The sequence below is a fragment of the Massilia sp. 9096 genome (assembly GCF_000745265.1).
Lineage (GTDB): Bacteria > Pseudomonadota > Gammaproteobacteria > Burkholderiales > Burkholderiaceae_D > Telluria.
The window spans coordinates 2,183,443-2,209,700 of the sequence record NZ_JQNN01000001.1 but is presented as its reverse complement, the minus strand read 5'-3'; the positions used below and the strand labels follow the sequence as shown (position 1 = coordinate 2,209,700).

At 68.3% G+C, this 26,258-nt stretch carries 24 protein-coding genes and 1 tRNA gene; 2 read left to right on the top strand and 23 right to left on the bottom strand.

Annotation, left to right across the window (positions count from 1 at the left end):
- Nucleotides 1-85 precede the first annotated feature (85 nt).
- From FA90_RS09375 to FA90_RS09305, 15 genes are all read right to left on the bottom strand, one after another.
- Nucleotides 86-1,480: a type II secretion system protein GspD gene (locus tag FA90_RS09375; RefSeq protein ID WP_036168268.1), complete on the bottom strand. Its 1,395-nt coding sequence runs from the start codon at nucleotides 1,478-1,480 to the stop codon at nucleotides 86-88.
- Nucleotides 1,477-1,863: a hypothetical protein gene (locus FA90_RS09370; protein ID WP_036168265.1), complete on the bottom strand. Its 387-nt coding sequence runs from the start codon at nucleotides 1,861-1,863 to the stop codon at nucleotides 1,477-1,479. Before FA90_RS09370 ends, FA90_RS09375 begins: the two co-directional genes overlap by 4 nt.
- Nucleotides 1,860-2,381 (bottom strand): GspMb/PilO family protein, encoded by a 522-nt coding sequence (locus FA90_RS09365; protein WP_036168264.1) that lies wholly within the window; start codon nucleotides 2,379-2,381, stop codon nucleotides 1,860-1,862. Before FA90_RS09365 ends, FA90_RS09370 begins: the two co-directional genes overlap by 4 nt.
- Complete coding sequence (locus tag FA90_RS09360) at nucleotides 2,378-3,031, bottom strand: PilN domain-containing protein (RefSeq protein WP_036168262.1); 654 nt, start codon at nucleotides 3,029-3,031, stop codon at nucleotides 2,378-2,380. The genes FA90_RS09365 and FA90_RS09360 overlap by 4 nt, the downstream gene beginning before the upstream one ends.
- Complete coding sequence (pilM, locus tag FA90_RS09355) at nucleotides 3,024-4,133, bottom strand: pilus assembly protein PilM (RefSeq protein ID WP_036168259.1); 1,110 nt, start codon at nucleotides 4,131-4,133, stop codon at nucleotides 3,024-3,026. Before pilM ends, FA90_RS09360 begins: the two co-directional genes overlap by 8 nt.
- Before the next feature lie 55 nt (nucleotides 4,134-4,188).
- Complete coding sequence (locus tag FA90_RS09350) at nucleotides 4,189-5,196, bottom strand: DNRLRE domain-containing protein (protein ID WP_156116645.1); 1,008 nt, start codon at nucleotides 5,194-5,196, stop codon at nucleotides 4,189-4,191.
- A complete protein-coding gene (locus tag FA90_RS09345; RefSeq protein ID WP_036168254.1) occupies nucleotides 5,193-5,705 on the bottom strand; it encodes a prepilin-type N-terminal cleavage/methylation domain-containing protein in 513 nt (170 codons plus the stop codon). The genes FA90_RS09350 and FA90_RS09345 overlap by 4 nt, the downstream gene beginning before the upstream one ends.
- Nucleotides 5,702-6,142 carry a type II secretion system protein gene (locus tag FA90_RS09340; protein WP_036168251.1) on the bottom strand — a complete coding sequence of 147 codons (441 nt, stop codon included), beginning with the start codon at nucleotides 6,140-6,142 and terminating at the stop codon, nucleotides 5,702-5,704. Before FA90_RS09340 ends, FA90_RS09345 begins: the two co-directional genes overlap by 4 nt.
- A gap of 64 nt (nucleotides 6,143-6,206) precedes the next feature.
- Nucleotides 6,207-6,734: a Tfp pilus assembly protein FimT/FimU gene (locus FA90_RS09335; protein ID WP_036168234.1), complete on the bottom strand. Its 528-nt coding sequence runs from the start codon at nucleotides 6,732-6,734 to the stop codon at nucleotides 6,207-6,209.
- 17 nt (nucleotides 6,735-6,751) lie between these two features.
- Complete coding sequence (locus FA90_RS24925) at nucleotides 6,752-7,291, bottom strand: prepilin-type N-terminal cleavage/methylation domain-containing protein (protein ID WP_197065269.1); 540 nt, start codon at nucleotides 7,289-7,291, stop codon at nucleotides 6,752-6,754.
- A gap of 161 nt (nucleotides 7,292-7,452) precedes the next feature.
- A complete protein-coding gene (locus FA90_RS09325; protein WP_036168231.1) occupies nucleotides 7,453-8,589 on the bottom strand; it encodes a type II secretion system F family protein in 1,137 nt (378 codons plus the stop codon).
- A gap of 21 nt (nucleotides 8,590-8,610) precedes the next feature.
- Nucleotides 8,611-10,656: an ATPase, T2SS/T4P/T4SS family gene (locus FA90_RS09320; RefSeq protein ID WP_051971635.1), complete on the bottom strand. Its 2,046-nt coding sequence runs from the start codon at nucleotides 10,654-10,656 to the stop codon at nucleotides 8,611-8,613.
- Nucleotides 10,653-12,191 (bottom strand): HD domain-containing phosphohydrolase, encoded by a 1,539-nt coding sequence (locus tag FA90_RS24920; RefSeq protein ID WP_051971634.1) that lies wholly within the window; start codon nucleotides 12,189-12,191, stop codon nucleotides 10,653-10,655. The genes FA90_RS09320 and FA90_RS24920 overlap by 4 nt, the downstream gene beginning before the upstream one ends.
- Nucleotides 12,188-12,559: a response regulator gene (locus FA90_RS09310; RefSeq protein WP_051971633.1), complete on the bottom strand. Its 372-nt coding sequence runs from the start codon at nucleotides 12,557-12,559 to the stop codon at nucleotides 12,188-12,190. Before FA90_RS09310 ends, FA90_RS24920 begins: the two co-directional genes overlap by 4 nt.
- Nucleotides 12,556-14,403 (bottom strand): sensor histidine kinase, encoded by a 1,848-nt coding sequence (locus FA90_RS09305; RefSeq protein ID WP_036168228.1) that lies wholly within the window; start codon nucleotides 14,401-14,403, stop codon nucleotides 12,556-12,558. The genes FA90_RS09310 and FA90_RS09305 overlap by 4 nt, the downstream gene beginning before the upstream one ends.
- A gap of 262 nt (nucleotides 14,404-14,665) precedes the next feature.
- Here FA90_RS09305 and FA90_RS09300 point away from each other — a divergent pair, with 262 nt between their 5' ends.
- Together FA90_RS09300 and FA90_RS09295 are read left to right on the top strand one after the other, a co-directional pair.
- The gene (locus FA90_RS09300; RefSeq protein WP_036168225.1) at nucleotides 14,666-15,178 is read left to right on the top strand and encodes a ferritin-like domain-containing protein; all 513 of its coding nucleotides are present in this window, start codon (nucleotides 14,666-14,668) and stop codon (nucleotides 15,176-15,178) included.
- A gap of 85 nt (nucleotides 15,179-15,263) precedes the next feature.
- Nucleotides 15,264-15,334: transfer RNA gene (locus tag FA90_RS09295), tRNA-Cys, on the top strand.
- Nucleotides 15,335-16,616: 1,282 nt separating this feature from the next.
- On the opposite strand, the gene pepA is transcribed toward FA90_RS09295, so the two are convergent.
- The 8 genes from pepA to FA90_RS09250 form a co-directional block, all read right to left on the bottom strand.
- Nucleotides 16,617-17,453, bottom strand: coding sequence for a flocculation-associated PEP-CTERM protein PepA (gene pepA, locus FA90_RS09285; protein WP_081933752.1), 837 nt, complete (start codon nucleotides 17,451-17,453; stop codon nucleotides 16,617-16,619).
- Nucleotides 17,454-17,825: 372 nt separating this feature from the next.
- Nucleotides 17,826-18,107, bottom strand: a complete 282-nt coding sequence (locus tag FA90_RS27675) for an Arm DNA-binding domain-containing protein (RefSeq protein WP_036168215.1) — start codon at nucleotides 18,105-18,107, stop codon at nucleotides 17,826-17,828.
- Nucleotides 18,108-18,270: 163 nt separating this feature from the next.
- Nucleotides 18,271-19,107: a metallophosphoesterase gene (locus tag FA90_RS09275; RefSeq protein WP_036168212.1), complete on the bottom strand. Its 837-nt coding sequence runs from the start codon at nucleotides 19,105-19,107 to the stop codon at nucleotides 18,271-18,273.
- 75 nt (nucleotides 19,108-19,182) lie between these two features.
- Entirely contained in the window at nucleotides 19,183-19,467 is a 285-nt protein-coding gene (locus FA90_RS09270) for a hypothetical protein (protein WP_051971632.1), read from the bottom strand.
- 51 nt (nucleotides 19,468-19,518) lie between these two features.
- Nucleotides 19,519-20,430 (bottom strand): diguanylate cyclase domain-containing protein, encoded by a 912-nt coding sequence (locus FA90_RS09265; RefSeq protein WP_036168210.1) that lies wholly within the window; start codon nucleotides 20,428-20,430, stop codon nucleotides 19,519-19,521.
- A complete protein-coding gene (locus FA90_RS09260; RefSeq protein WP_036168207.1) occupies nucleotides 20,427-23,936 on the bottom strand; it encodes a hybrid sensor histidine kinase/response regulator in 3,510 nt (1,169 codons plus the stop codon). Before FA90_RS09260 ends, FA90_RS09265 begins: the two co-directional genes overlap by 4 nt.
- Nucleotides 23,937-23,940: 4 nt before the next feature.
- Nucleotides 23,941-25,368, bottom strand: a complete 1,428-nt coding sequence (locus FA90_RS09255; RefSeq protein WP_051971631.1) for an oxygenase MpaB family protein — start codon at nucleotides 25,366-25,368, stop codon at nucleotides 23,941-23,943.
- Nucleotides 25,365-26,249 carry a carotenoid biosynthesis protein gene (locus FA90_RS09250; RefSeq protein WP_081933751.1) on the bottom strand — a complete coding sequence of 295 codons (885 nt, stop codon included), beginning with the start codon at nucleotides 26,247-26,249 and terminating at the stop codon, nucleotides 25,365-25,367. The genes FA90_RS09255 and FA90_RS09250 overlap by 4 nt, the downstream gene beginning before the upstream one ends.
- Nucleotides 26,250-26,258 lie beyond the last annotated feature (9 nt).

Genomic DNA, 26,258 nt, shown 5'->3' with positions numbered 1-26,258 from the left:
GCTGCGGCCGCCGCGTTCCGTACTGCGCCGCACAGATGCGCGCGGGTGTGCGCCATCGGCGCGGCGCGGCGCCGCTCCAGGCGCCTTATCGCACGGACTCGGTGCGCGGCGGCGCGATCAGCTCGATCTTGCGGTCGAGGACGTCGTTACGCAGGCCGAGCACGCGCTCGCTCTGTTCGACCTTTTGCGCGCTGGCGGCGTCGATCAGGGCGCTCCCGGCCGGCACGATGTGCGGCGTGATCACGACGATGGTCTCGGTCGAGGCGCCGGTGTCGGCGGTGTTCGAGAACACGCGGCCGACCAGCGGGATGTCGGACAACAGCGGCACGCCCTGGCGCTGGTAGTTGCTGCTGGCCTTGAGCAGGCCGCCGATCAGCACCGCCTGGCCGTCGGCCGCGACCAGCTGGGTGCTGACCTCGGTCGTGTTCTTGGATGGGATGCCCGAGGCGATCGAGCCCGAGCTGACTTCCGGGTGCACGCGCATCAGGATGCGGCCGTCGACGTCGATCGACGGCGTCACGCGCAGGATCACGCCGGTCTGCAGGAACTGGATCGACTCGGTGGTAACGTTGTTGATCGTGGTGGTGAGCTTGTAGCCGATCTCGTCGCCGACGTTGGTGGTCGCTTCCTGGTCTTCCAGCGCCAGCAGGCGCGGCGTGGCCAGCGTGTGCACGCGGCCCTTGTTGGACAGCGCCGTCAGGTGCGCTTCCAGGCTGTTGGTGATGACGTTTGCGAAAAAGCGCGGGCCGGTGCTGGCCGCCAGGCCGGTCGCGCCGACCGTGACCGGTCCGTCCGAATGGACGATCCGGTTCCAGTCGACGCCGAAGTTCTCGTCCTGGTTGAGCGTGATCTCCAGGATCTTCGCTTCGATCAGGATCTGTTGCGGCGGCCGGTCGATTTCGCGCAGCACGCCCGCCGCGCGCGCCAGGCCAGCCTCGTTGGCTTCCACCACCAGCGTGCGGCTCTGGTCGAGCGTGGTGACGGTGCCGCCGGGACCGAGCTGGCGCGCCAGGATCTCGCCGGCTTTCTTCAGGTCGATGTAGCGCACCTTCAGCGAGCGCACCTGCTGTCCCGGGGCCGCGCTGTCCTTCTGGATCGCCTTCGGGTCGGCGATGAAGAAGCCGCCGGCGCGCTCGGTGACGACGTAGCCGCCAGCCTCGGCGACCGCCTCGATCGCCTGGCGCACGGTCAGGTCGTACAGGTTGATCGAGACGTTGCCGGCGACGCCGCGCGCCAGCACGATGTTGACGTGACCGGTACGCGAAAGCATGTTGAACAGCTCGGCGATCGGCGTGTCGCGGAAGGTGTACGACATCGTGTCCGCCGCGGCTGCGGTGGCCGCTGCAGGTGCGGTCGCTACTGCCACCGCGACCGCAGGCGCCGCGGCGGCCTGGGCCACGCTCTGGACCGCGTCTGCGCCCGCCCCATGAGCGGCCGGCGCCAGCAGGCAGCCGGCCAGGAGTGTTCGCCAAACCTTCATTGCTTTTCCTTTTCGTTCATTGACAGCAGTTCCTGCTTGCCTGCGCGCGCGACCAGCACGCCACGTGCGTCGATGCGCAGCACCTGGTAGTCGCGTGCGCGCTCGCCGGCGGCGACGACGTCGCCATCGATGCTGGCCAGCGAGCGCGCCCCGTTCAGGATCAACGCGCGCAGGTGCAACGGGGCCGGCGGCGGCGGCGGCGCGGCGTCTTCGGCGGCGGCCGGCGCGGGCGCCGCTGGGATCGAGGCCGCCGGCCGCGCGAATGGATCGCGCCGCGCCGTGGCGTGCGCGCCGGCCGCATCGGCCGCATTGGCGGTATTGGCGCCGGCTGCTGGCGCAGCGCAGGCGCACAGCAGCGCGGCCGTGCTCAAGGCGCGGATCATGGCTGGCTCCCGGTCGAATACGCGGCCAGCTGCAGGTGCACCTGGCGCCGTGGTTGGTCCGGCGCAGGCTTGAGCTCCAGGCGCACCACGCCGACCGCCGGCTGCTTCGCTTCAATGGCGGCGATCCAGTCCAGGATAGCGCCGTAGCCGCCGCTGGCCTCGACGTCCAGCGTCTGCCGGCGCAGCCCGGCGACCGTGTTTTGCGCGCCCGGTACCGCGCTGGCGACGGTGACGCCGGCCGCGCGCGCGCTCGCGCTCACTGCAGCGATCAGGGCCAGTGGCGTCGGCATCACGACCGGTCTCGGCGGTGCGGCCGGCGCCGGCGGCGTACTCGACGCGAACTGCGGCGCGGCTTTCAATGCGGCCAGGCGCGCCCCCTGCGCGCGCAGGTTGGACAGCGGCGCGCGCAGGGCGCTCAAGGCCAGCGCGGCGACGATCGCGACCGCGCCGACGGCCACCAGGTTCAATTGGCGCGCCGGCATCGCGGCCAGGCTGCGCTGGAAGTTCGATAGGCTCATGGCATGCTCATGGTGTCTTTGGGGCGCGCGAGGAAACCCGTGGCCTGGAACTGGATTGCCCCGCCGTCGGCGCCGGCGCTGCTGCCGACCAGGCGCAAACCGCTGACGCCGTTCTGGCGGGCGAGGGTGGCCAGGAAGGCGGTGACGGCACCGTAGTCGGTCGCCTCGCCGCTGATCTCGATCGTGCTGGCCAGGCGCCAGGTCGGCGCGCCGTCGGCGGCATCGGCGGGCGCCACCTGCTCGACCGCCGGATCGGCCGGCGCGTCCTTGGCGGGCGTACCCTGGGCATCGCGCTGCAGCGTCAAGTTGGTCAGCCAGACCTGGTCGGTCAGCGCCGCGTCGAGCGCGCGGCTGAAGGCCTCGAGTTCGCCCTCGCGGCGCAGCGCGTGCAAGGCGGTGACGCCACGCTGCAGGCGCATGCCGGCCGCCTGCAGCGTGGCGTCACGCGTACGGTCCGCCTGGGCTCGGCTGGCCGCGGCTTCCAGCGCCGCCGCCTGGCGCTCGAGCGCAGCGCCACGCCAACGCACGCCGCCGACCGCACCGATGCCGAGCACGGCCACGCAGGCCAGCGCGGCGCCGGCGCGGCGCACGGTGCGGCGCACGCGCACCGCCTCGCGGTAGCTGCGCGGGATCATGTCGATGTCAGCCATTCGCGTCGCTCCGCAATGCCAGGCCGGCCGCCAGCGCGAGCGCGCGGCCGATGCCGTCCTTGTCCGCACCCGCACCCCCGAAGGCGGCGAACGGATCGAGCAGGTGCACCGGCACGTCGATCAGTTCGCCGATGCGCGCCTGGATGCCGGGATAGCGCGCCAGGCTGCCGTTCAGGTACACCCGGCTGACCGTGCTGCCGCGCGTGCGCGAGGCGACGTACACCTGGGTGTGGGCCAGCTCGTCGGCCAGCGCCAGGCACGCCGGGTGCAGCACTTCGTGGATCGCGCGGCGCAGCTCCGCATGCGCGCCCTCGGCCGCGCGGGCGCCGATGCCGTGCTCGCGCAGCAGGCTGGTCGCGGTGGCGCGCGGCAGTTCGAGCGCGCGCGCGACCGCGTCGGCCAGCTGCTCCTCGCCGAAGTCGATCTCGCGATCCAGCATCAGGCGCCGCCCCCAGATCACCGTGACGTAGCTCTTGGCCGAGCCGAAGTTCAGCAGCATCGTCGACTGGCCGATGTCGGCCCCGTGCAGCGTGGCCAGCAGGCGCGCGATCGCGGCCGGGCCGATGTCGAGCGCGACCGGGGTGAGGCGCGCGGCTTCCAGCATCGCCAGGTAGTCCAGCACGCGCGCCTCCTGGGCGGCCGCGACCAGCACCTGGCGGCTCGCGCCTTCGCCGTCGGCGCCGCGCACCTGGTAGTAGTCGAGCACCGTGCCGCTCGGGGCGACGCCGAGCTGTTCGACGGCCGCCTTGGCCACCGCCTGGGCTTCCGACTGGCCCTGCGCCAGCTGCACGCTCAAGGGCAGGATCCGCACTTCGCCCGGCGGCAGGGCCGACACCACGCGCCGCCCCTGGAACGGTGCGGACGCCAGCACGCCCGCGACGAAGCGCGCCAGCTCGTTCGGCGCCGCCAGCAGCTCGGCGCGTGGGATCGGGTAGGGCGCCAAGGCGGCCGCCTGCAGGCGCCAGCCGCCCTCGACGGGCGTGGCCTGCACCAGGTTCAGCGACTGGGCGGCGAAGTCGGCGCCGATCGGCGGCATGGCGCGGCCGGGCCGCCGTGCCGGAAAGCCGGCGCGCAGCCGGACGCTCAGGTTGCGCAGGCTCATGCGGCGTCTCCCGAGTGTCGCGCGCATGTGCATGTGCGCTGCAGGTGTGTGTTCATCATCCGCATGCTTTGGCAAAACTCACGTGCAGGGTCGGGCGCGTCTTGGTATTGAGCGCTTCGTAACTGTTGAAGGTCATGCTCTGGTCGGCAATGGGCAGGCGCAGTACCAGACCGTCGTTGTAGTACAGGCCACTGATCCAGCCGTCGACCAGGGCGGTGACGTCGAACTGGACGGTCGAGTTGCCGCCGGCGACGACCGGGGTGGCGCTGGCGGCCGGGGTGGCGGCGTAGTCGCCGCCCGGGCTGTTCCAGCCGGTGTACCCGGTCAGCAATGCGCCGCGCGCCACGGTCCAGGTGGCGCTCGCTTCGGTCCATTGAGTCAGCATGCGGTGGACGTTGACCGTCGGCGCGGCGGTGCCGCTGGCCGTCAGGGTCAGCAGCGCCGACATGATCTGCAAGTTCTGAGGGATTTCGGCAAGTGTCCACGAGAGCAGCGCATTTTGTGTTCCCAGCGTACCTGACGACAAACCCAGCGTGAAAGCGCCGCCCACCGGTACCATGTTGCCATACGAGAGCGTCGTGTCGGATGCGTTGACCGCATCTTTGTTTTCGAAGTTGCTGCTGCTCAGGTCATACAGGGCGACCGTGCGCGTCAGGCTGCCGCCCGGGCTGGTGGGCGTGCTCGTGTTCACGCCCTTGAGGCCGTCGCCGATAAAGGCATTCGCCGTCACGGTGACGTAATTGGCCGGTTTGCCCTTGGTGCCGGTTCCGGTGGTGACCGTGACGCCGTCCAGGGCGAAGCTGACGGCTTTGGTGTCGCACTTGACCTCGTTGCTCCACTTGAACGCTTCGGTGCCGGCTTGCAGCAGGTAGGCGATGCGGCGCCGCTCGTAATCCGACGCGACCGTGTGCGCGCCGGCGCCGGCGCCGCGGCTGAGAGTGAAGGCCAGCGCGGCCAGGATCGCCAGCACCAGGACCACGCTCAGCAGCAGAGCGCCGGACTGGCGGCGCGCCAGGCGAGGCGCGCGGTGGCGCATGGGGTGGCGTACGGGTGTACGCATCATTGCGGACCCCACAGGCGCACCGTGCGCGCGCCGCTGGCGCTCGCGCCGTTGGCAGCCAGCGTCAGCTCGATCCTGACCAGCCCCTGGCCGTAGGTGGTATCGACGGCCGACAGCTTGAAGGAGGCGACATTGGCGGCGATGACGCTGGTGCGCGTGGGCGTCACGCCCGGGTCGGTTTCTACCAGGCTGGTTCCCGACACGCTGTAGGCGAACGGCGCGATCCAGGCGGCGACGGCCGGCGTGTCCCCATAGGGTGGAAATTGCGGCGGCGGTGCCTGTGGCTGCAACTGCGCCGGCCGCGCCGCGGTCGTCACGCGGGCGGCGACGCGGTCGAGCGCGAAGCGCAGGTCGCCGTTGAGATCGAGCGCGCTGCGCCCGACGGCGCCGCTCTCCATCGCGTCCTGCAGCAGCGCGGCCAGCGGCAGCAGCAGCACCGCGCTGATCGCCAGCGCCATCAAGAGTTCGACCAGACTCAAGCCGTGGTCGCAGCGGCGCACGGTGGGCTTCATCGCGCTACCAGCGTGCTCAGCGTGTACGGGTTGCCGTCGGCGGGATCGGCCAGCGACACGCTGACGTACAGCAGGTAAGGGCTGGTGCCACCGGGGCCGATCACCTTGGTCACGGCGTTGCCGTAGAGCTGGATCTTGACCTGGCGCGCCGGGCAGCCGGTCTCGTTCGGGATCGGGTAGGCCGAGGCCCCATCGGACGTGGCCAGGCCGTACAGCATGCTATAGGGCGAGGCCAGCACGGTTTCCATCAGGTTGGTGACGCAATCGAGATTGCGCGCCGCGGCGGCGTTGTCGGCCGGGCCGTGCAGCGCGTCGCGCAGCGCATACGAGGCCGGGATCAAACAGGTGCCCAGCAGGAGTATTGCGAGCAGCGCCTCGAACAGCGTGAAGCCCGATTGCGAGCGCCGCGCAGGCCCACGCCATGCCAGATTTACCATGGTCAGGACGCGGTCACCCGGCCGATGGCGTCGATGGTTATCGTACGCGTCAGCCTGCCCAGGATCAGCTGGATGGAACCGCTGTTGAGCGTCGCGACGTTGGTCGCGCCAGGCGCGGGGGGCGGCGCGGGCGGGGTCGGGCCGGGGCAGGCGCCGAGGTGGTAGCGATGCCGCGCACCGGATTGCCGCTGGGGTCGAAGGCGACCGCGGCGGCCTGGGTGTTGTCGCTGAACTGGAAGCTGCAAGTGCGCAGCGTCGCGCTCACGCCGGCGCGCGGCTGGCCGAGCGCGAGCGCGTAGTTCATCTTGGTCAAGGGATCGTTCAGCGCGGTGGCGACGTTGCCGCTGGTGTCGGGCACGTAGACCGTGAGCGTGTTGTTCGCCATGTCGCATTTGACCATGCGCGTTACGCCGGTGCGCATCGCGTCCTCGCGCGCGAAGCGTAGCGCGCGCGCGACTTCGCTGGCGGCCGCGCCGGCGCGGACCTCCACGGCCGGCTGGCTGGTGGGCAGCGCGACCGCCGCGGCAACGGCCAGCACGGCGCAGGTGACCAGCATTTCGGCCAGGGTGAACCCGTCGCGGCGGCAAGGCATACGAGGACGTCGGTCGATCAGTGAGCCGACCAGGCGCGCTGTGGGCTGTTGGTGTCCATCGCGCTGTTGTTCATGATGAACTGACCGGACTTGTCGTCGAACATCCAGCCGGTGCTGTTGTCGGCGGTGAGGACTGCGCCCGTGTTTTTGACACTGACGGCTACCTGGCTCTTGACCGGCTCGGCCGGTACACCTTGGCGCAGGTAAGGACCGTATTTGAAATCGGCGTTGGCGACGTCACAGGCTACGCCAGCGGCATTCGTATAGTACTGCAGCTGGGCGCTGAATGCGTCGCCGGAGTCGAGGTCGCCTTTATAGTTTTTGGACGTTCCGGGGCATGTACCGGTCGAAGTGGTCGCGCCCGGGTAAGTATTGTTGTGCTGGACCTTGTACTGTTCGATCGCGGTGCGCAGCGTCGCCAGATTGGCATCCAGCGCCGCGGACTGCGCATCCGACGTACTCGACGAAAACTGCGGAATCGCAATCGCCGCCAGGATCGCGATGATGATGACGACGATCAGCAATTCGATCAGGGTAAAGCCGCGGCTGCGGCGCATGGACAGGGTGGTCATGGCTGGTTTGTTCTCTCGTGGGTGACAAAGCCGGGGAGGACTTTGTTAAAGGAATTTATTAATTCCGCAGGGTAACACAAAGCCTGTGTCAAAATTGCTGAATTCTCAAGCGCTGTGCCAACTGTGGCTGATTTCTCACAGAAAACTTAGTGGACGGCGCGCGACAGCTTAAAAATCGGCAAAATCAGCGAGCTCACGAGCGTGCCGACCATCGCGCCCATCACCATCAGCATGACCGGTTCGGCCAGTTTCGACAGCTGGTTGAGCTTCTTGGTCAAATCGCGGTCGAACGAATCGGCCACCCGGCCCATCACGCGGCCGAGGGTGCCGGTGGCTTCGCCGGTCGCGACCATCTGGCGCACCGAGGGTGGTACGAACGGGCTTTTCTGGAAACCGGCGGCGATGCCCTTGCCCTCGGTGACGTCGGTTTCCAGCTCGAGGATGAAGCGCTGCACGTCGGCGTTCCTGACGATGCCGCGGCAGGCCTCCAGCGTGGCCAGGATGGTGACGCCGCGCTCCAGCGACATGCCCATCACGCGCAGCAGCCGGGTCAGGTAGATTTGCGCGAAGATGTCGCGCAGTACCGGTACGCGCAGCGTGGCGCGGTCCAGCGCGGCGCGCACGTCCGGCCGGCGTGCCAGCACCCAGCCCAGGACGACCAGGGCGGCGGCGCCCGCGCCGACCAGCGTGCCGTGCTGGGTGAGGGAGGTACTGATCGACAGCAGGATGCGCGTGGTGATCGGCAGCTGGTCGCGGATCTGCTCGAACATCACGGCAAACTTGGGGAATACCCAGATCAGGATGAACAGCACGACGATCACCGAGAAGGCCAGCAGGAAAAGCGGATAGGACAGCGCCGAGACCACGGTGCGGCGCAGGCGATCCTCCTTTTCGTCCATGTCGACCAGCTGGGTCAGCACGTCGGGCAGGAAGCCGCCGGCCTCGCCGGCCGCGACCAGGTTGACGTAGGTGGGCGGGAACAGCGGATGCCGCCCCAGCGCATGCGAGAAGCGCTCGCCGGCCAGGATGTCGTCGGCCATGGCCGCGATCATCGCGCGCAGGCGCGGCTGTTCGTTCGGCTTCATTTGCTCGAGCAGCGATTGCAGGCCGGTGTGCAGCGGCACGCCGGTGTCGAGCAGCAGCGCCAGGCGCTCCGTGAACAGCATGCGCTCGCGCACGCCCGGCGCCCGTTCGCCCAGCGTCAGGCGCGCACCCGCGCGTACGGGCCCACCCGCGCGCGCGCCCGTGGCGGCGTCGCTGGATACGTCGAGTTCGATCGGCATGGTGCGCGCTCCTCGGTGGGCTTACAGCGAATGGACCACGCGCGCGATTTCTTCGGGCGTGGTGTGGCCGTCGAAAGCGCGCGCCATGCCGTCGGCGTACAGGTCGTGGTGGCCGCAGGCCGTCACATGGGCGCTCATCTGGTCCTTGCTGGCGTTGGCGACGATCATGCGCTGCAGCTCGGGGCCGACCTCGAGCATCTCGTAGATGCCCATGCGGCCCTTGTAGCCTGAGTCGTAGCAGGCCGGGCAGCCGCGTCCGCGCACCAGGCGCAGGTCGCCCGCGCCGCGCCAGCGGTAGGCCTGCGCCTGCTCCGGCGTGGCCAGGTAGCTGGTGCGGCAGCCCTGGCACACGCGCCGCACCAGGCGCTGCGCCACCACGCCGATCAGGGCCGACGACAGCAGGTAGGGCTCGACGCCCATCTCGACCAGGCGCGAAACCGCGCCCAGGGTGTCGTTGGTGTGCAGGGTGGTGAGCACCAGGTGGCCGGTCAGCGCCGCCTGCACCGCGATCTCGGCGGTCTGGCGGTCGCGCACCTCGCCGATCATGATGATGTCGGGGTCCTGGCGCAGCACGTGCTTGAGGATCTTCGGGAAGCTCAGGCCGATGGCGTCGTTGACCTGGTTCTGGTTGATGATGTCGAGCTGGTATTCGACCGGGTCCTCGATCGTGACGATGTTCTTCTCGATGCTCTTGAGATGGCTGATCGCCGCGTACAGGCTGGTGGTCTTGCCGCTGCCGGTCGGACCGGTGACCAGGATCAGCCCGTGGCTGCGGCCCAGCAGGCGCTTGAAGCCGGTGACGGCGCCGTCGTTCATGCCGAGCTTGTCGACGTCGAGGATCGACTGGTTCTTGTCGAGCACGCGCAACACCACCTTTTCGCCGTAGATGCCGGGCAGGGAAGAGAAGCGCAGGTCGACCGTGCGGCCCTGCGTGGCGACCTGGATGCGCCCGTCCTGCGGCAGGCGCCGTTCGGCGATGTCGAGGTTGGCCATCACCTTCAGGCGCGAGACGATCGCCGGGTGCTGGTCGACTTTCGGCGACATCACCTCGTACAGGATGCCGTCGATGCGCAGGCGGATGCGCGCGCGGTTGCGCGAGATCTCGATGTGGACGTCGCTGGCGCTGTCGCGGATGGCGCGCTGGATCACCGCGTTGACCATGTTGATGACCGGGCTGGCGCCGGCCATCTCGTCGATCTGGGTATAGTCGTCGGGGATGGTCGAGGCGATCAGCTCGAGGTCGCTGGCTTCGCTCGAGATGAATTCGGGCAGCGTGCCGCCATAGGCATCGTCGGACAGGCGCCGGATGTCGGTCGGCGGCGCCACCGCGACCCGGATCTTCAGGCCGGTGCGGGTGCGCAGCTCGTCGAAGGCATGGATCGCCTGCGGCTCGGCGGTGGCGACGGTCAGCGTGCCGCGCACCAGGAACAGCGGCAGCACGTTCAGGCGGCGCGCCACGTCGCGCTCGAGCAGCGCCAGCGCGGCCGGATCATACAGGCCGGCGCGCAGGCTGGCGTAGGGCAGGGCGAGCTGGTCGGCCAGCGCGCCGTACAGCACGGCTTCGCTGATCCACTTCTTCTCGACCATGATCAGGCCCATGCGCTTGCCGGTCTGGTCCTGCAGGCGGAAGGCTTCGGCCACCTGCTCGGCGGTGGCGGCGCCGCGCTCGACCAGCAGGTCGCCCAGCTTGGCCCCGGGCGCGTGCGCGCGCTTCGGCGCGCTTGCCCTCGCTTCGAACAGCGGCAGCTGGTCCTGCAGGCCGGTGGCCGCCAGGACTTCCTGCAGCAGCGGGCTCGGATAGGCGAGTTTCAACCAGCCGCCCAGGCCAGCCAGGCGCTCGGCGCAATCGACCAGCATCTCCAGCGCGCGCCCGGACAGCAGCGTGACCTTGGCCAGGTCGATCACGATCGCGACCTGGTGGCGCGCGATGCATTCGCCCAGCGCCTCGCGCAGGCCGGTGACGGCGTCGTCGGCCACCAGGGCCGCCGCCGGCGCCAGGTAGGTCATCGCGCCGATGCGGCTGCGCGTGATGTCGGCGCCGCCGCCGCTTGCCGCGCTGTCTCTCATGCGGCTTCGGCCGCCGCCGGGGTACGCTGGATGCCGAAGCGTTCGATCCAGTCCGGCTCCCTGGCGCACATCGCCTCGAACACGGCGACCACGTCCGGGTCGAGCTGGGTGCCGGCGCAGCGCACGATCTCGGCCATCGCCACTTCGTGGCTGCGCCCGGCGCGGTAGGCGCGCGAGCTGGTGATCGAGTCGTAGGTGTCGGCCACGGCGATGATGCGCGCCGCGTACGGGATGTCCTCGCCGGCCAGGCCGTGCGGGTAGCCGCTGCCGTCGAACTTTTCCTGGTGGTGGCGCGCGCCCGGCACCGCGCCCTTGAGGCGGTCGATGTGGCGCAGGATCTCGTAGCTGCGCTCCGGGTGCACCATGATGAAGGTGAATTCGTCGCGCGTCAGGCGGCCCGGTTTGCACAGCACCGCGTCCGGGATGCCGATCTTGCCGACGTCGTGCAGCAGCGAACCCCAGAACAGGTTGTCGAGCTCGCGAGTGGGCAGGCGCAGCGCGCGCCCGAGCTCCATCGCGATGTGGTGCACGCGCTCGGAGTGGCCGCGCGTGTACGGGTCCTTGGCTTCGACCGCCTCGATCAGCGCGGCCGCCATCTGCTGGTTGAACTTGCTGGTCTCGGCCAGCATGCCGTGCATGCGCGACAGGCTGGACAGGTGATTGGCCAGCACCTGGCCCAGCTTGCGGTCGCTGTTGCTGAAGTCTTCCTTGTCGGCGTGGTTCAGCAGCACCAGGATCGCCACCACCGATTTGTCCTGGAACACCGGGCAGCACAGGATCTTGAAGGGCATGTCGGTGAAGATGTAGGCGCGGCGCGGATCGTCGGCTTCGTTCAGCACGATCGGCTGGCGCGAGGAGTGCGCGAAGCGGTACAAGTCGCCGCGCATCTCGACCAGCACCAGGTCGAGGTTGTGGATCGGCTTGGACAGGTTGGTGGCCGACACGCACAGGTTCTCGCCCGGCTTGATGAAGGCGGCGACGTCGGCGTTCATGTGGTCGGCCCAGCTCTCGAGCAGGTTGCCGAACAGGTCTTCACCGGTCGGCATTTCCTGGATCTGGCGGTCGATCGCATACACCAGGTGCAGCTCTTCGTAGCGGTCGGACAGCTCGCCGGCCATCGCGTCGAGTTCGCCCTGCATGCGCGCTTCGTCGCCGATCGCCGCGGCCACGTCTTCCAGGCCTTCGGCCAGCGCATCCCAGGCGAACGGCGCTTCCGCGTCCGCGTCCGCGCGCGCGACGCGCACGCCGGCGTAGCCGATCCGCTGACCCTTGGCGTGCACCGGCGCGTACAGCAGCGTGGCGTCCGCCGCATCGTGGCGCTGCATGCCGTCGCCGTTGCAGGGCCAGGCAAAGCCGGCGGCCGTCAACTGCGCCAGCCAGGTCGGCAGATCGGCGTGTTCGGGCGCGCTCCAGCCGGCTTGTCCGGCGGCGTCGCAGACGATGAGCGCAAGCGCATCCATGCCGTCGGTGCGGCCGACGCTGCGGCCCAGCCAGCGCGCGTAGCGCGCGAACTCGAGATTGGATGGGAAGCTCATGATTCTCCGAAGTGGCGTGACAGGCGCGCGACCAGCTGGCGCGGACTCAGGGGTTTTTCGAGGAACTCGGTGTTCGGCAATTCGCGCGCCCAGCTGCGTTCCTCGAGCGCGGTCATCGAGGTCATCACCAGGATCAGGAAATCGTGGTCCGGGTAGGTCTTGCGCGCGATCGGGCACAGCGTGCGGCCGTCCATGCCGTCCATCTGGATGTCGCTGATCAGGACGTCGGGCAGGCGCTCCTTCATGCGCTCGAGGGCCGCGTTGCCGTCGTGCGCGACGGTCACCGAATACCCTTGTTTTTCCAGCGTCAGGCGCAGCACGCGCGTGACGTGGGGCTCATCATCGACCAGCAGGATATGGTGCGTCATAGTGTCGCGACACCAGCGGCGGCCGGCGCGATCTTCAGGTGGATGGAGAAGGTGCTGCCGGTTCCCAGCTCGCTGTCCACGCTCACGCGGCCGTGGTGCAGCTCGACGATCTGCGCGGTCAGGTACAGGCCCAGGCCATGGCCGCCGCGCGCGGTCCTGGCATCGGTTTCAGCGGCGCGGTAGAACTTGTCGAACACGTGCTCGCGGTCCTGCGGGCCGATGCCGATGCCGGTGTCGGTGACCTTGATGACGATCTCGTGCTCTTCGTTGTGCGCGCTCAGCGTGACGCTGCCGCCCGGGCGGTTGTATTTGATGGCGTTGGTCAGCAGGTTGTTCAGGGCGATGCGGAACAGGTCCTTGTCGATCGCCACCGCTTCCAGTTCGCGCGGCAGGTCCAGCGCCATGCGCAGCTGCTTGCCGGTGGCGCGCGGCAGGGCGTTGTCGTAGGCGTCGCGCAGCAGGTCGTCCAGGCGCACGCGGTTGCGCTCCGGGCTCATGCTGCCGGTTTCGAGCTTGCTGACGTTGAGCAGGTTGCCGACCAGGGCGTTCATCCGCTCGATCTCGTCCTGGATCACGTTCAGCGATTCGACCCGCAGCGACTCGTCGTCGGCGTCGGCCAGCGTCTCGGCGTACATGCCGATCACGTTCAGCGGCGACTTCAGCTCGTGCGAGACGTGGGCAACGAAGTCGTTGCCGGCCTGGCGCGCGAGCTGCTCGCGGGTGACGTCGCGCACCACCACCAGGGTGCCGAACGCCATCTGGCCATGCGCGGCGGTAAGCGGCTGGGCGGTCGCCGACAGGTATTTGCCTTCGACGTTGGCCGAGGTGAAATCGACGCTGGCCGGACGCAGCGCGTGGCTGGCCTCGATGCCTTCGCCGTCGTAGCGCGCCAGCAGCGCGCGCAGCGCCGGGTCGCGGCACCAGAACTCGAACGGCTGCTCGAGGATGTCCTTCAACGGCACGCCGAGCAGTGGCTCGATCTTGTCCGAGGCGAAGCTGACCACGCCGCCGGGCGCCAGCATCAGCAGGCCGTCGGGCAGCGACTGCAGGGCCGCGGTCAGCTTCTTGCTGCCGTACTGCAGGACGCGGTTGTCGGCGGTGGCGTTCAGGCTGGCGTGTTCGAGTTCGGCGATGCGCGCGCCGGTCGTTTGCAGCCAGGACTGCAGGCTGTGCGCCAGCTCGCGCACGTCGCATGCGGCTTCCAGGCCGGGCGCCCGCGCGTTCTGTGCGTTTTGCCTGTTTTGTTCCACGGCGAGCTGGCGCAGCTGCCGCCCGAGCGCATCGAGCGGCGCCATTTCGCGCTTGACGACCATATAGATCAGAGGCACCAGCATGAACATCATCAGCGCCAGCAGCGCCAGGAAGGAGACGTCGCGCGGCAGCAGCGCATAGGCCGGCTGGTAGAAGCCGACGCGCACGAACGCCGCGCCCTGGCTGCGGTCGAGCAGCGGTCCGTAGAATTCGTGGATGGCACGCATGCCGCCCGCTGCCGGGAGCAGGCGCTCGTTGAAGCCGGCGGCGTCGACGGGCAGCGGCGCGCCCGGCACCAGCGTGCCGCGGCCGGCGACGTCGGTCAGCGTGCGTCCGCCGGCATCGGTCACGGCGGCATAGGCGAAATCGCCATTGTCATGGTAGGCGAACAGGGTGCCCAGCAAGCCGTTGCCGGCGCCACCCTTGAGCGCGGCGATCGGCAGGCTGCTCAGCGAGCGCGCGACGGCCGCGCCTTTCACGCGCACTTCGGCCAGGCGGCTGTCCTGCTGACGCATCACGAGCAGGCTCACGACCAGCGCGATCACGAGCAGAGCGCTCGCGATCAGGGCGATGCCGATGCGATTGAGTTTCATTCTTGTGACAATCCTCGGCCGAACCGGTTCTAGATGCGAGATTGCCACTATAGGTCGTAAGTTGCAGTTAGGCAAATTCTTTTCAGCCGTGCGCTGTCCTTGAGCAACAATTCGTGGCTGAGTAGATCGTCCGCATATGTGCCGGACCTAACAAACAGTGTCGACCGGGTCTGCCAAAGTGAAGCATGCTTAATGCAAGCTGCGCTTGGCGCGGACTGCAATCGTAAATACATTTCGTGAATACAACTTTAGCGGAGAAACCATGACCACCACGGCAGACGAAAACCTGAACGACTGGCTGCGCGACGCCCACGCGATGGAACAGCAGGCCGAAAAAATGCTCAGTGCACAAGCCGAGCGCCTCGAACACTACCCGGACCTGCGCGCGCGCATCGTCCAGCACATCGACGAAACGCGCTGGCAGCAGAGCGTGCTCGACGAATGCCTGGCGCGGCGCGGCATCAGCAACTCGGTCATCAAGGACATGGGTGGCAAGCTGATGGCAATGGGCCAGGCGGTCGGCGGCATGACGGTCAGCGACGAAGTGGTCAAGGGCGCGATGGCCGGCTACGTGTTCGAGAACATCGAGATCGCGACCTACACCACGCTGATCGCCGGCGCCCAGGCGGTCGGCGACAGCGCGACCCAGGCCGCCTGCGAGCAGATCATCGTGCAGGAAAAGGCGATGGCCGCCTGGCTGCTCGAACACCTGCCGCAGGTGACGCAAGCCTTCCTGGCGCGCGCGGAACAGCCTGGCGTGACGGCCAAGGTGTGATGCTCGACGATGCCGGCCCCGTCAAGGGGGCTGGTGTTGAGCCGGCGCAGAGAACGAACCCGTCAAAAAGCGCATTATCATTCTCGGCGAGGTAGCAAAGCGGTTATGCGGCGGCTTGCAACGCCGCCCAGACAGGTTCGACTCCTGTCCTCGCCTGATGACTCCACTATGTGGGTGGCGCTGATATCAGCGTCTACCCACACTTCTACCCACGTCCCTAAATCGGCTCAGTTTTGACGCCCCGGGGCAGGTTTGTCTGCCATTTCGCCAGCTCGGCCTCGTCCCTCCCGACTGCGCGCGCCGATCCGACGGAGCCGGGGACGTCCTGGCCTTGATTCGTTCATAAATGACAGTGCGCTTGATGCCGACCATGTTCATGACGTCCGGTAGGCGCAAAAAGCCTCGAGGCGTATCCATTGGGTTTCTGCTTACGCTAATCCTGCGCCCAGCTGCAGCCGCCGATCTCAGTACAGCTGCTGCTCGCGCGTTGGTGGCGCTTCCCGGGCACCGTACCGCGGCGCTAGTACGCATGCCGGCACTGACCGGCCACCGGCGAGTCGAGCGGGCCGCACCTGTGGCAGATGACTTTGCGTTCGATCATGCTACGATGCCTTTTCGGTAATTACTGGAGTCGCCATGCAAACAATGCCCTCCATCGACTACATGGGCTATGCAGTTGCGGTGAATGTCTTGGCTGCGCCTTGTAATCGCTACTACAGCGCTTTTATCATTCGTAGACACGCGTCGCGAGGATTGGGTGTTCAGTCACCTATCGCCTACCAAGAGGGCATCAGCTCGGCAGTTACTTGCGAAACGGCCGAGTTGGCGCGCCAGACTGCGGGAAAGAGGGCGCGCAGCTGGATCGACGCTCATCCAGCCCATTAGTAGCGCTGTAACCGGCTCCTGTTTGTCGCGCCCCTGTGGCGCTATGGGTGCTGGTCACGGCAGGGTCTCCTCGAAGGTTTGTGCTGCGCGCCGACCAAGCGAACTTTCCGGATGTTGGTGCAGCTGCGCACGCTCGGGCGCAGGGCAATGTTGTTGCCAGCGCCGAGCTGGTTCATCAGCCAGCCGACGCAGTGCGCGTCGTAGGTCTCGTGGCAGGCCATCGCGACCAGCGGCGCGCTGTCGAGGCCTGCCTGCCGGCGTGCCACGTTGGAAGGCGGTGCTGATGTACGCACGCGTAGGGATTGGCGGGGGGGGGGGGGCACACTGGAAACCAGACCCGGCCGCAGTGGCTTGGTAGGCCCGCACGTCCTCATCCCGGCAGCGCGCCTGAGCTGGTGATGCGCGTGGTCGACGGTCGACCGACCATTGTCCCACGTTAAGCCGGCACCCACGATTAAAAGCTGACGATCAGCGAGGAATTCAAGGTCATCAGTCGTAAAAAAGCCCGGCGTAAGAGCCGGGCTAGTGCTTTCTCTAGAACGCTGTCGATGTATTACGACTTGCGGCGACGCAGAGCTGCCAGGCCCAGCAGGCCGGCGCCGAAGATAGCCAGCGATGCCGGTTCCGGGACGGCGTTGGTTTGCAGCTTGATCTGGCCGCCGTTGTTGACATAGAAATAGGCCGGCGGGTTGTTGATGGTGTCAGGCGAGCCACTCAAAGCTTCTCGTGCCGTCGCGTTCGAGGCATTGCCCAGGTCTTGCGAAGCGTTCGAGGTCACGACGCCAAAGGTGTAGCCAGCCGACAGGGAGTTGCCCATCGCATCGGTGAACACGCCCGGCTGGAAGTAGGTCGACACGAAGTTCAGGGTCAGCGTACCGTTATTGTTAGGGGTGCCGTCCGCGTTGATTGCGCCGCCCCCGCCCGCCACCTGGCGGAAGCTGGCGATCAGGGTGCCGGTGGCCGCGCCGTCACGGTTGATGGCGGTGGCGCCGTTGGCGGTGCTGTCGTAAGCCTGGCTCGCGCTGTAGTAGATGTCCAGCGTGCCGGTGCTGTTGAAGCTGATATGGCCACCCGACAGGCTACCGGTGCCGGTGCCGCCGTAGTAGTTGCCCGTCAGCTGGCCAACGGTGCCAAACAGCGAGGTGCCAGCATTCTTCGTGGTGATGTTGAAGATGCCATTGTCCGTGAAGGTAAACGCGTCGGCGCCGTTGCTGAAGTTGTTCTTGACGTAGCTGTCGCCGTTGAAGCCGAGCTGGTTGATGCCAGTGATGGTTTGCCCGCCGAGCGTGGACAGATTCAGGTTCCAGTTAAACAGCTGTGAATCTGCATGGGCCGAAATGGCTGCCACGGTGATTGCGGTACCTACCAGTGCTTTGACAACAGCGTGCATATTAATCTCTCAGTTGATTTCGAAAACTACAGTTGAGCCCAGTAATAAGCAAGTGTTGTGCCACTGATCGTAAGTCGTTGATGAATATAAAGATTCGATCAATTTACCGGCAACGCGCTCGCGATCGTGTAAAGAATACCGACAGGATTTCACTGGGAAATACTGAGAGTCAATAAATATTGATTATAGGCACTTTTCTGGTCTTGATTAAGTGTCAAAACCATCCTTGTCACACCGTATGTGCATACGGTGGTTTAGGGAGCTAAGGTGCAGTTCGCCGATGCCCGGGCTTACGTGACTTTGGAGCGATGCCTCCCGTTGCGCCGCGTGCTTTTCCCGCTTCCAGTTGTTGCGGTGCGTCGAGATATATTCTCATGCGCAGTGGTCGAACGTGACCGTCTTCGCTCGTTCGAGCGTCACAGCCAGTTTGGCTGCGGTCCTGGTGTGCGGTGGGCCGTGGCCCATCTCGCGCGGCTTCTTGCTCAGCGTGTATTGGAAGATCCAACTCTTCGTTCCCGCTTTGGACACCTGCAGGCATAAACCGCCGCCGTCGCTGTAATAGGGGCTCAGCCGTCCACCGCACGCCAGCGCACTCGGCTTTTCGACGGTCCCTGCCAATTCCTGCCCGCGTAAACATAGCCGCCCGTACTGCATTAACGCGGACTCTACCGGACTATCAAGAGCGGATAATTCCTTTCAGATCAAGGATATGCGGACGCAAACTGACCTCGCCGGATCCCGATTCGAAGGACGCCCTCACGGTCAATCCACCGGCGGGGTCGGTTACAGGCCCGCCGTTCCTTTTACCGACCGCTTTTCACAGCTCGATCACCAGATCGGGCCGGAAAGCCGCCTGCTCGCCCTTGTTCGCATACCCCAGCGGATTGGCGACCACGCGGCACGACCAGGCGCGGCCCGTATCAAACACGCCCTCGGCCAGGTAATCGTTGGCGCAGTGCAGGTGGCCGTGCATCCACAGGTCGGCGCCCGGGAAGAAATCGTCCATCGCATTGCAGAAGCCGGCCGTCCCCGGCGTCAAGCCGTAGCGCGGGTCGGCGCTGCGCAGACTCGGCGCGAAATGCGTGACCACGGCGGTGGCGCCGTCGAACGGCGCGTCCAGCGCCGCGCGCAGCCAGGCCTGGCAATCGAGCGACATCTCGCGCTGCTGCTCGGCCAGCACCGGCTCGCCATCCCTGAGCGTGGTGTTCTTGCTGAGGTAATAGTTGGCGGCCCGAAAGGCCTTGTTGCGCGCCGCCAGCTGGCGCGTCAAGTCCGTTTGCTGCATCGCCAGCGCATCGAAGTCGGCCCACAGCGTGGTGCCGACGAAGCGCACGTGGCCGATCGTCACGACTTCGCGGTCGAGCCACTCGATGCCCAGTTGCGCGCAGGTCGCGCGCAGGCGCGCGTAAGCCTGGTCGTAATCCAGACCGTCGAACTCGTGGTTGCCGGGGATGAACAGCACGCGTGCGCGCGATGCATCGGCACGCAGCGGCGAAAAGCGCGCCAGGCCGAAATCCTCGCCGGGCAGGCGCGAATGCGATTGATACGAGCCGATGTCGCCGGCCAGGATCACGACGTCGGTGTCGGGGGCGATGTACGGAACGAAGCTGGGATCGCGTTCGAGGTGCAGGTCGGAGAAGAGCTGGAGTCGCATGCCGCTATTATGCCTGCGATCGGTGGGGGCGATCGAAACGCGGTGCGCCGCCCTGGCGAGGGCGGCGCACGCCGGTTACCGGCTGCCGCGTGCGGGCGCCTGGGCCGCGCGGTTGGCGGCCTGCTGTTGCTGCAGCTGCTGCTGTTGCGCGGCCTGCTGGGCAGCCTGCTGGCGCGCCTGCTTCTTGGCCATGTGGTGGCCGACCGCGCAGCCGACGGCTGCGCCGATGACGCCGTGGTGGCCGGCCAGGTGGCCGCCGACGCCGCCGACCGCGGCGCCTTTCAGGCAGCCCGGCGCGGCCATGGTGGCGCCGGTGGTAAGGCTCAAGGCCAGGAATGCGGCTGTGATCTTGGTGTTCATGGCGATCCTCTCGTGTGTTGGTGGGTCGCTTTCATTATAGGCAGAGCCGGCTCAAGCCGGCGCGCGCCACACGACCCGGTTGCGTCCGTCCTGCTTGGCCTGGTAGAGATGGCGGTCGGCGGCCGCGAACAGGTCCTCGGCCGTTTCGAACGCCGACGCCCCCAGCGTCGCGCCGCCGATGCTGACGGTCAGTGTCGAAGCCACGTGCGAGGCCGCGTGCGGGATCTGCAGCGCCGCCACTGCGCTGCCGACCTGGTCCATCAGCGCGCGTGCTTGAACGGCATCGGTGTCGGGCAGCAGCAGCACCACTTCCTCGCCGCCGTAGCGCGCGGCCAGGTCGGCGGGACGGCGCAGGCAGGCCGTCACCGCACGCGCGAGGGCGCGCAGCACGCGGTCCCCGGCGGGGTGGCCGTAGCGGTCGTTGTACTGCTTGAAGGCGTCGACGTCGAGCAGCGCCAGCGACAGCGGCGCGCCGGTCGTGCGCGCGCGCTGCCACTCGGTCGCGTAGACCTCGTCGAAGCGGCGCCGGTTGGCCAGCTCGGTCAGGCCGTCGATGTTGGCCAGGCGCTCGAGCATGCGGCGTTGGCGCACCAGCTGCAGGTGCAGCGCCACGCGCGCCATCACCACGGTCGCGTTGAACGGCTTGGCGATGTAGTCCGCGGCGCCCATCATGAGGCCGTTGGCCTCGTCCTCGGGACGGTCCATCCCGGACACAAAGATCACGGCACTGGCGGCGGTGTGCGGATCCGCGCGCAGGCGCCGCAGCACTTCGTAGCCGTCCATGTCCGGCATCATCACGTCGAGCAGCACCAGGTCGGGGGCATGGCGCTGGGCGCGTTCGAGCGCCTGCTCGCCGTTCTTTGCCAGCAGCACCGTGTATTCCGGCTTGAGCAGCTCGGCCAGCACCTGGCGGTTCATGGCGTCGTCGTCGGCCACCAGGACTTTTTGCGGTTCGTGGTTCATGCCTGCGTTTCCATTGTGTCCTCGAGCTGGCGCACCAGTTGCCCCAGGTGGGCGCGCGCCGCCTCGTATTCGATCTCGCGCACCGCGCGCCGCAGCGCACCGATGCGCGCCCCGTGCGCGGTCCGCACCGCGTCCGGCAGCGCCGCTTCGAGCTCGTCCAGCGCGTCCTCGGCGCGCGCATCGTCGGCGACCAGGTAAGCATCCAGGCGCGCCAGCAGCGGGGCGAGCAGCGGCGCGGGTCGGGCCGCCGTTGCGGGGGCCGTGGCTGCGGCGCCGGCCGGGACGGCCCCGCGCGCGAGTCCGGCCAGGATCGCTTCCAGCGCCACGATCAGGTCCGGCACCAGCAGCGCCAGGTGCTCGCGGCGGCCGGCGCGCAGCGCCAGTTCGAGCGTCCCGGCGGCGCCCGCCAGCGGCTCGGCGCCGAGGTAGGAGGCGCCCGACTTCAGGTTGTGCGCGAGGCTGTGCAGCAGTGCGTCGTTACCGTCGGCCAGCGCTTCGCGCATGCGCTGCGGCGCACTGGCGTACTCGCGCACGAAGCTGTCGATGCGGCGCTCGAGACGCTCGGGACGGCTGCCGGCGTTGACCAGCGCGCGTTCCCAGTCGACCCCGCGCAGCGGCGCCGGCAGTGCGCCTTGCACGCCATCGGGGGCGGCACCGGTGCGCTCCTCGGCCGCTGCGCGCGCGGGCAGCGCACGGCCGACCAGGCGCTGCGGATCGATCCACTTGAGCAGCGCGCGGAACATCAGCTCCGGATCGATCGGCTTGGCCACGTGGTCGTTCATGCCGGCGGCCAGGCTCTTCTCGCGGTCGCCGGCCATGGCGTGCGCCGTCATCGCCACGATCGGCAGTTGCGCGCAATGCGGCAGCGCGCGCATCAGGCGCGTCGCGGCGAAGCCGTCCACCTCCTGCATCTGGATGTCCATCAGCACCAGGTCGTAGTCGCCTTGCGCGGCCATCTGCACCGCTTCCTGGCCGCCGCTCGCGCTGTCGACCTGCATGCGCGCGGCCGCCAGGAAGTCGAGCGCCACCTCGCGGTTGTTGGCGTTGTCGTCGACCAGCAGGATGCGCGCCCCGTCCAGGCGCGCCAGGTCCTGCGGCGCGCTCCTGGCCGGGGCGTTTGCGTGCGCCAGGTCGGGACGCAGCACCTGCAGCAGGCTGTCGTAGAGCAGCGCCGGTCCGACCGGCTTGGTGAGAAAGCCCGACAGCGGCAGCTGGTGCTGCAGCTCGCTTTCGCGCTGCAGCACGCTGTCGCGCGTGCAGGCGCTGACCATCAGGATCGCCGGCGGCGCGTGCAGGCGGGCATCGGCGCGGATGCGGCGGATCGCCTCGACCCCGTCCATGCCGGGCATCAGGTAGTCCATCAGCACCACGTGGTAGGGCTGGCCGCCCGCCGTGGCTTGCGCCAGGCGCGCCAGCGCGGCGTCGCCGGACCCCACGGCCTCGGCCCTGACGCCGAACGCCGACAGCATCTCGAGCAGCGCCTGGCGCGCGCTGGCGCTGTCGTCGACCACCAGCACGCGCATCCGCGCCAGCGCGGCGGCCGGCGTTGCGGCGGCGTCGGCGTGCGCATCCTGCACGCCCAGGCGCACCCGGAAGCTGAAGCGGCTGCCCACGCCCGGCGTACTGGCCACCTCGATGCGCCCGCCCATCAGCTCGACCAGCTGCTTCGAGATCGACAGGCCCAGGCCGGTGCCGCCGTACTTGCGCGAGATCGAGCTGTCGGCCTGGGTGAACGATTCGAACAGGTGGCCGAGCTGGCCGGCGTCCATGCCGATGCCGGTGTCGCTGACCGAGAACTCGAGCACGACCTCGCCCGTCGCGGCGTCGCGCTCGGCCAGGTCGACGGCAACCACGATCTCGCCCTCGTCGGTGAACTTGACCGCGTTGTTGGTCAGGTTGATCAGCACCTGGCCCAGGCGCAACGGGTCGCCCACCAGCTGCGTGGGAACCCCGCGCGGCACGCTGAACACCAGCTCGACGCGCCTGGCGTCGGTCTTGAGGGCGGTGACGCTGGACAGGTGCTCGAGCAGCTCGCCGAGGTCGAACGGCGTCTTCTCGAGCGCCAGGCGGCCGGCTTCGATCTTGGAAAAGTCGAGGATGTCGTTGATGATGCCCAGCAGGTGCTCGCCCGCGCCGAGGATCTTGCTCAGGTAGTTGCGCAGCTTCGGCTCGGGATTGCCCATCAGCGCCAGGCGGCTCATGCCGATGATGGCGTTCATCGGCGTGCGGATCTCGTGGCTCATGTTGGCCAGGAACTCGGACTTCAGGCGGGTCGCCGCTTCGGCGCGCACCATGGCGTCCTGGATGTCCTTGGTGCGCAGGCCGAGGATGCGCATGAACACCAGCATGTCGAACGTCGAACTGAATTCGACCAGGTGGTTGGTCCAATAGTTAAACGGCAGCACCCCGGTGCACATCTGGCCGGCCACCGCCGACCCCGTGAAGCTGACCGTCCAGCCGACCAGGAAGTAGATGCCGACCGCATCGCCCTGGCGCGCCCGGCGGAACGCGCCCGGCAGGCCGAGCAGCATCGGCAGCACGCCCAGCGTGATGATGATGTTGACCACGGTGTGCATCTCGATCAGGTCGAAGCTCCAGGCCAGCGCGCTGATGAGGCAGGCCGTGGCGCCGCTCTTCATCAGGCGCGAGAAGATGCGGTCGCGGCCGGGGCGGGCCAGCACGTGTTCGACGAACAGGTAGCCGCCGACCGCGGTCAGCAGCGTCATCACGCCCGGCATGTGCATGACGGCCCAGGCGTTGTAGTGCCACAGGTAGCGGTAGTCGTAGCCGAACCAGGTGAGGTTGTACACCGCCAGGCCGCCGACCAGCAGCGCGTATTTCGCAAACAGGCTGTCGCGCAGGCTGATCCACTGGGCCAGGCTGTACAGCAGCAGCACCAGGGTCAGGCCGGCGAACAGGCCCTGCACCAGCTGTTCGTCCATCGTCTCGGCGTAGAACGGCTCCGGTTTTTCGAAGCTGATCGGCAGGATGATCGCGTTGAGCGTTTCCACCCGCAGCAGCACTTCGTAGCGCACCCCGGGGACCAGGTGCATGGCAAAAGCCGGGCGCGGCCCGCCGAGTGCGCCCTGGCTGCCCTGCACGCGGTCGAACACGCCGCGCTGGACGATGCGGCCGTCGGCGATCAGGAAGAAGTCGACGCGCTTGAGCACGCCGAAATTGATGCGCAAGATCCAGTTGCCGTCACCGCCGCCCGCCGCCACCAGCGCCGGCACGCGCAGCCAGGAGGCGCCCGGGTGCATGCCGGCGGTGGCATACGCGCCTTGCGGGATGGCGAAGCGTTCCGGCACCGGCACCAGCGCCTCGGCCAGCAGGGTGCCGGCCGGGTCGTGCAGGATGGTCGCGGCCGGCCATCCTTCGACCTGGGGCTTGGCGTCGTCCAGCACCAGCGGGGCGGGCGAGGCCAGCGCGGGCATGGCCGCCAGCGCCAGCCACAGCATGCAGACCCACTGCAGGAAAACAGGCGTTGGGAATCGATGTCGCTGCATGGGCTTATCCTGGTGGGGTGGTCGGGGTGGTCGGGATGGTCATGGAGCGCCGGTTGACACGCCGTTCGAGCGCGTTGATCCAGCGCGGCGCCGCGGGATCGTCGTGCCAGCCGCTGACCGCCTCGTCGATCTGGCCGAGCAGGGCGGCGGGCAGCTTCAGCGGGCGGGTCTGGTCCATCAGCATCGTCACCGTCAGGCGGTAGCCGAGCAGGCGTCCGGCCAGGCGCGCCAGCGAGAAGCCGGGAACCACGCGGCGCACCGTGGCATCGAGCGCGCGCGTGGCGCCCAGGGACAGCGCGAACGCAGCGCGCGCCGGCCAGGCGACGCGCGTGTCCAGCCCGAGGTCGCGCGACGACGCCGGACCGCACAGCGTGCGCATGAGCAGCGCCGGGAAGGGCTTGAGCAGGCGCAGCGGGATGTAGCGCTGCAGATTGCCGACCAGGGCCGCGGCCAGTGCCGGGCGCACGTCGGGGTGCCGGGGCCGCAGGCGGCCGCGCGCCTGGATGTCCTCGAACAACAGGCGCGCCGCGTCCATCGTGTCCGGCATCAGCGCGCGCTCGATGCCGAGCAGGTGGCCGAGCACGTTCCAGGTGTGCAAAAAGGCTTCCTCGTCCGCGCGCGCGAGTCCGACGCCGAGCCGGCGCAGCGCGTCCAGGAACACGTAGCCGAAGGTCAGCAGCGTGTATGCCAGCTCTTCCTGGTTGCACGGCATGCCCTGGCGTGCGCTGTCCCAGCCGTGCGCATACAGCCGGTCGTGCAGCGACGGGCCGGCCGGCGTTTGCGGCGCCAGCGCGGGTGCGGACGCGCCATCGGACCTTGCCTCGGGCGCGCCGTCGGGCACGGCGTCCGGCACGGCGCCGCGCAGGATCAGCCAGCGGATGGTGGCGTGGATCAGGCGCACCTTGAGCGCCTGCGCCACGCCGCCGCCGCCGGCATGGCTCAAGCCGCCGCGCATCATCACCGGGAAGATCATGGCGGCGGTGGCGCGCACCCGGTAGTCGGTGTGCTGTTCCAGCTGGCCAGCCACGTGCAGCACCGCGGCCAGGTCCGGGATCAAATAGCATTGCGGCAGGCTGGCGCAGAACAGCAGGGTGCAGGACAGCATGCCGATGTCCATGAAGACCCGTTCGGCGCGCGCGATCCGGACCGGATCGGCCCAGTCGGGCAGGGCGCGCGCCGCCTGCACGTACTCTTCCAGCGCCTGCGCCATCTGCGCGGGGGCAGCGGGGCTGGCGCGCCAGGCGTCGAGGTCGCCGTTCAGCTGCCAGGACGCGATCTCGGCATTGATGCGGTCGATCGTTGCCAGGTCGGGGCCGGCCTGCGGACCGGGCGCACCGAGGATGCGGGCGATGACGGCGTCGGCCAGCGGATCGGCGCGCAGGCTGGCCAGGGACGGGGATGGGAATGCGCCGGGCAGGTCGTCGCGTTTCATGCCGCTTCCTGCAGCGTCGGTGCGGCCTCGGCGTACGTGACGGCGGCCGATCCGGCCTCGTCCGCGCCTGCACGGTGCGCCTGGCGCCAGCGCAGCAGGCCGCAGAGCGCCGTCAGCAGCGGAAAGCCCATCGCGAACAGGGCGATCGAGCGCGTCTCGACCGGATAGCCGAGGAACACCTGGAACAGCATCAGGCCGGCGTACATCGCCAGCGGCGTCGCGACGTGGCGCGGCAGGAACGGCAACGCGTCCACTGTCGGCGCGTGCGCGGGCGCGCGCGTGGCCATGCGGAACACGAACAGGATCGCGAACGCGACCAGCATCCAGCCGGCGAATCCCTGCACCGTTTCGCCAAACCACCAGCCGTCCTTGTCGCGCATGATCCAGGCCTTGGCCTTGTACACCATGTAGGGATCGGCGCCCAGGTCGTAGCAGGTGACGACGGTCGCGCCGACCAGGGCCATCAGGCCGTCGCGGGCCGCTCCGGCGCGCACGTCGCGCGGGGCTTGCCACACGATCAGGTTGGCGATCACGTAGCCGGCGTAGGACAGCGCGAACCACATCAGCGGAATGATCGCCGGCACCGCGCCGATGCGCGGTCCGAGCACCTCGGTATAGTCGTAGCTGCCGAAAAACCAGCCGCGGGTCGCGCCCAGTTGTTCGGCGAGCCAGCCGATGCCAAGCGCCGCCAGCACGAAGCGCGCGGCGGCGCGCCCGCCCAGCAGGTGCGCCGCGCTGGTCCAGCACAGGCCGAACATGAACAGCGATCCGAGCACGAACAGCATGGTGGTCTCGCCGTAGCCGCGCGCGGCGAGGACGAGCAGGAAGGCGGCCAGCAGGCCGGCGGACAGGCGAGGCAGGTGGGACGACAGCTTGTTCATGCGGTCTCC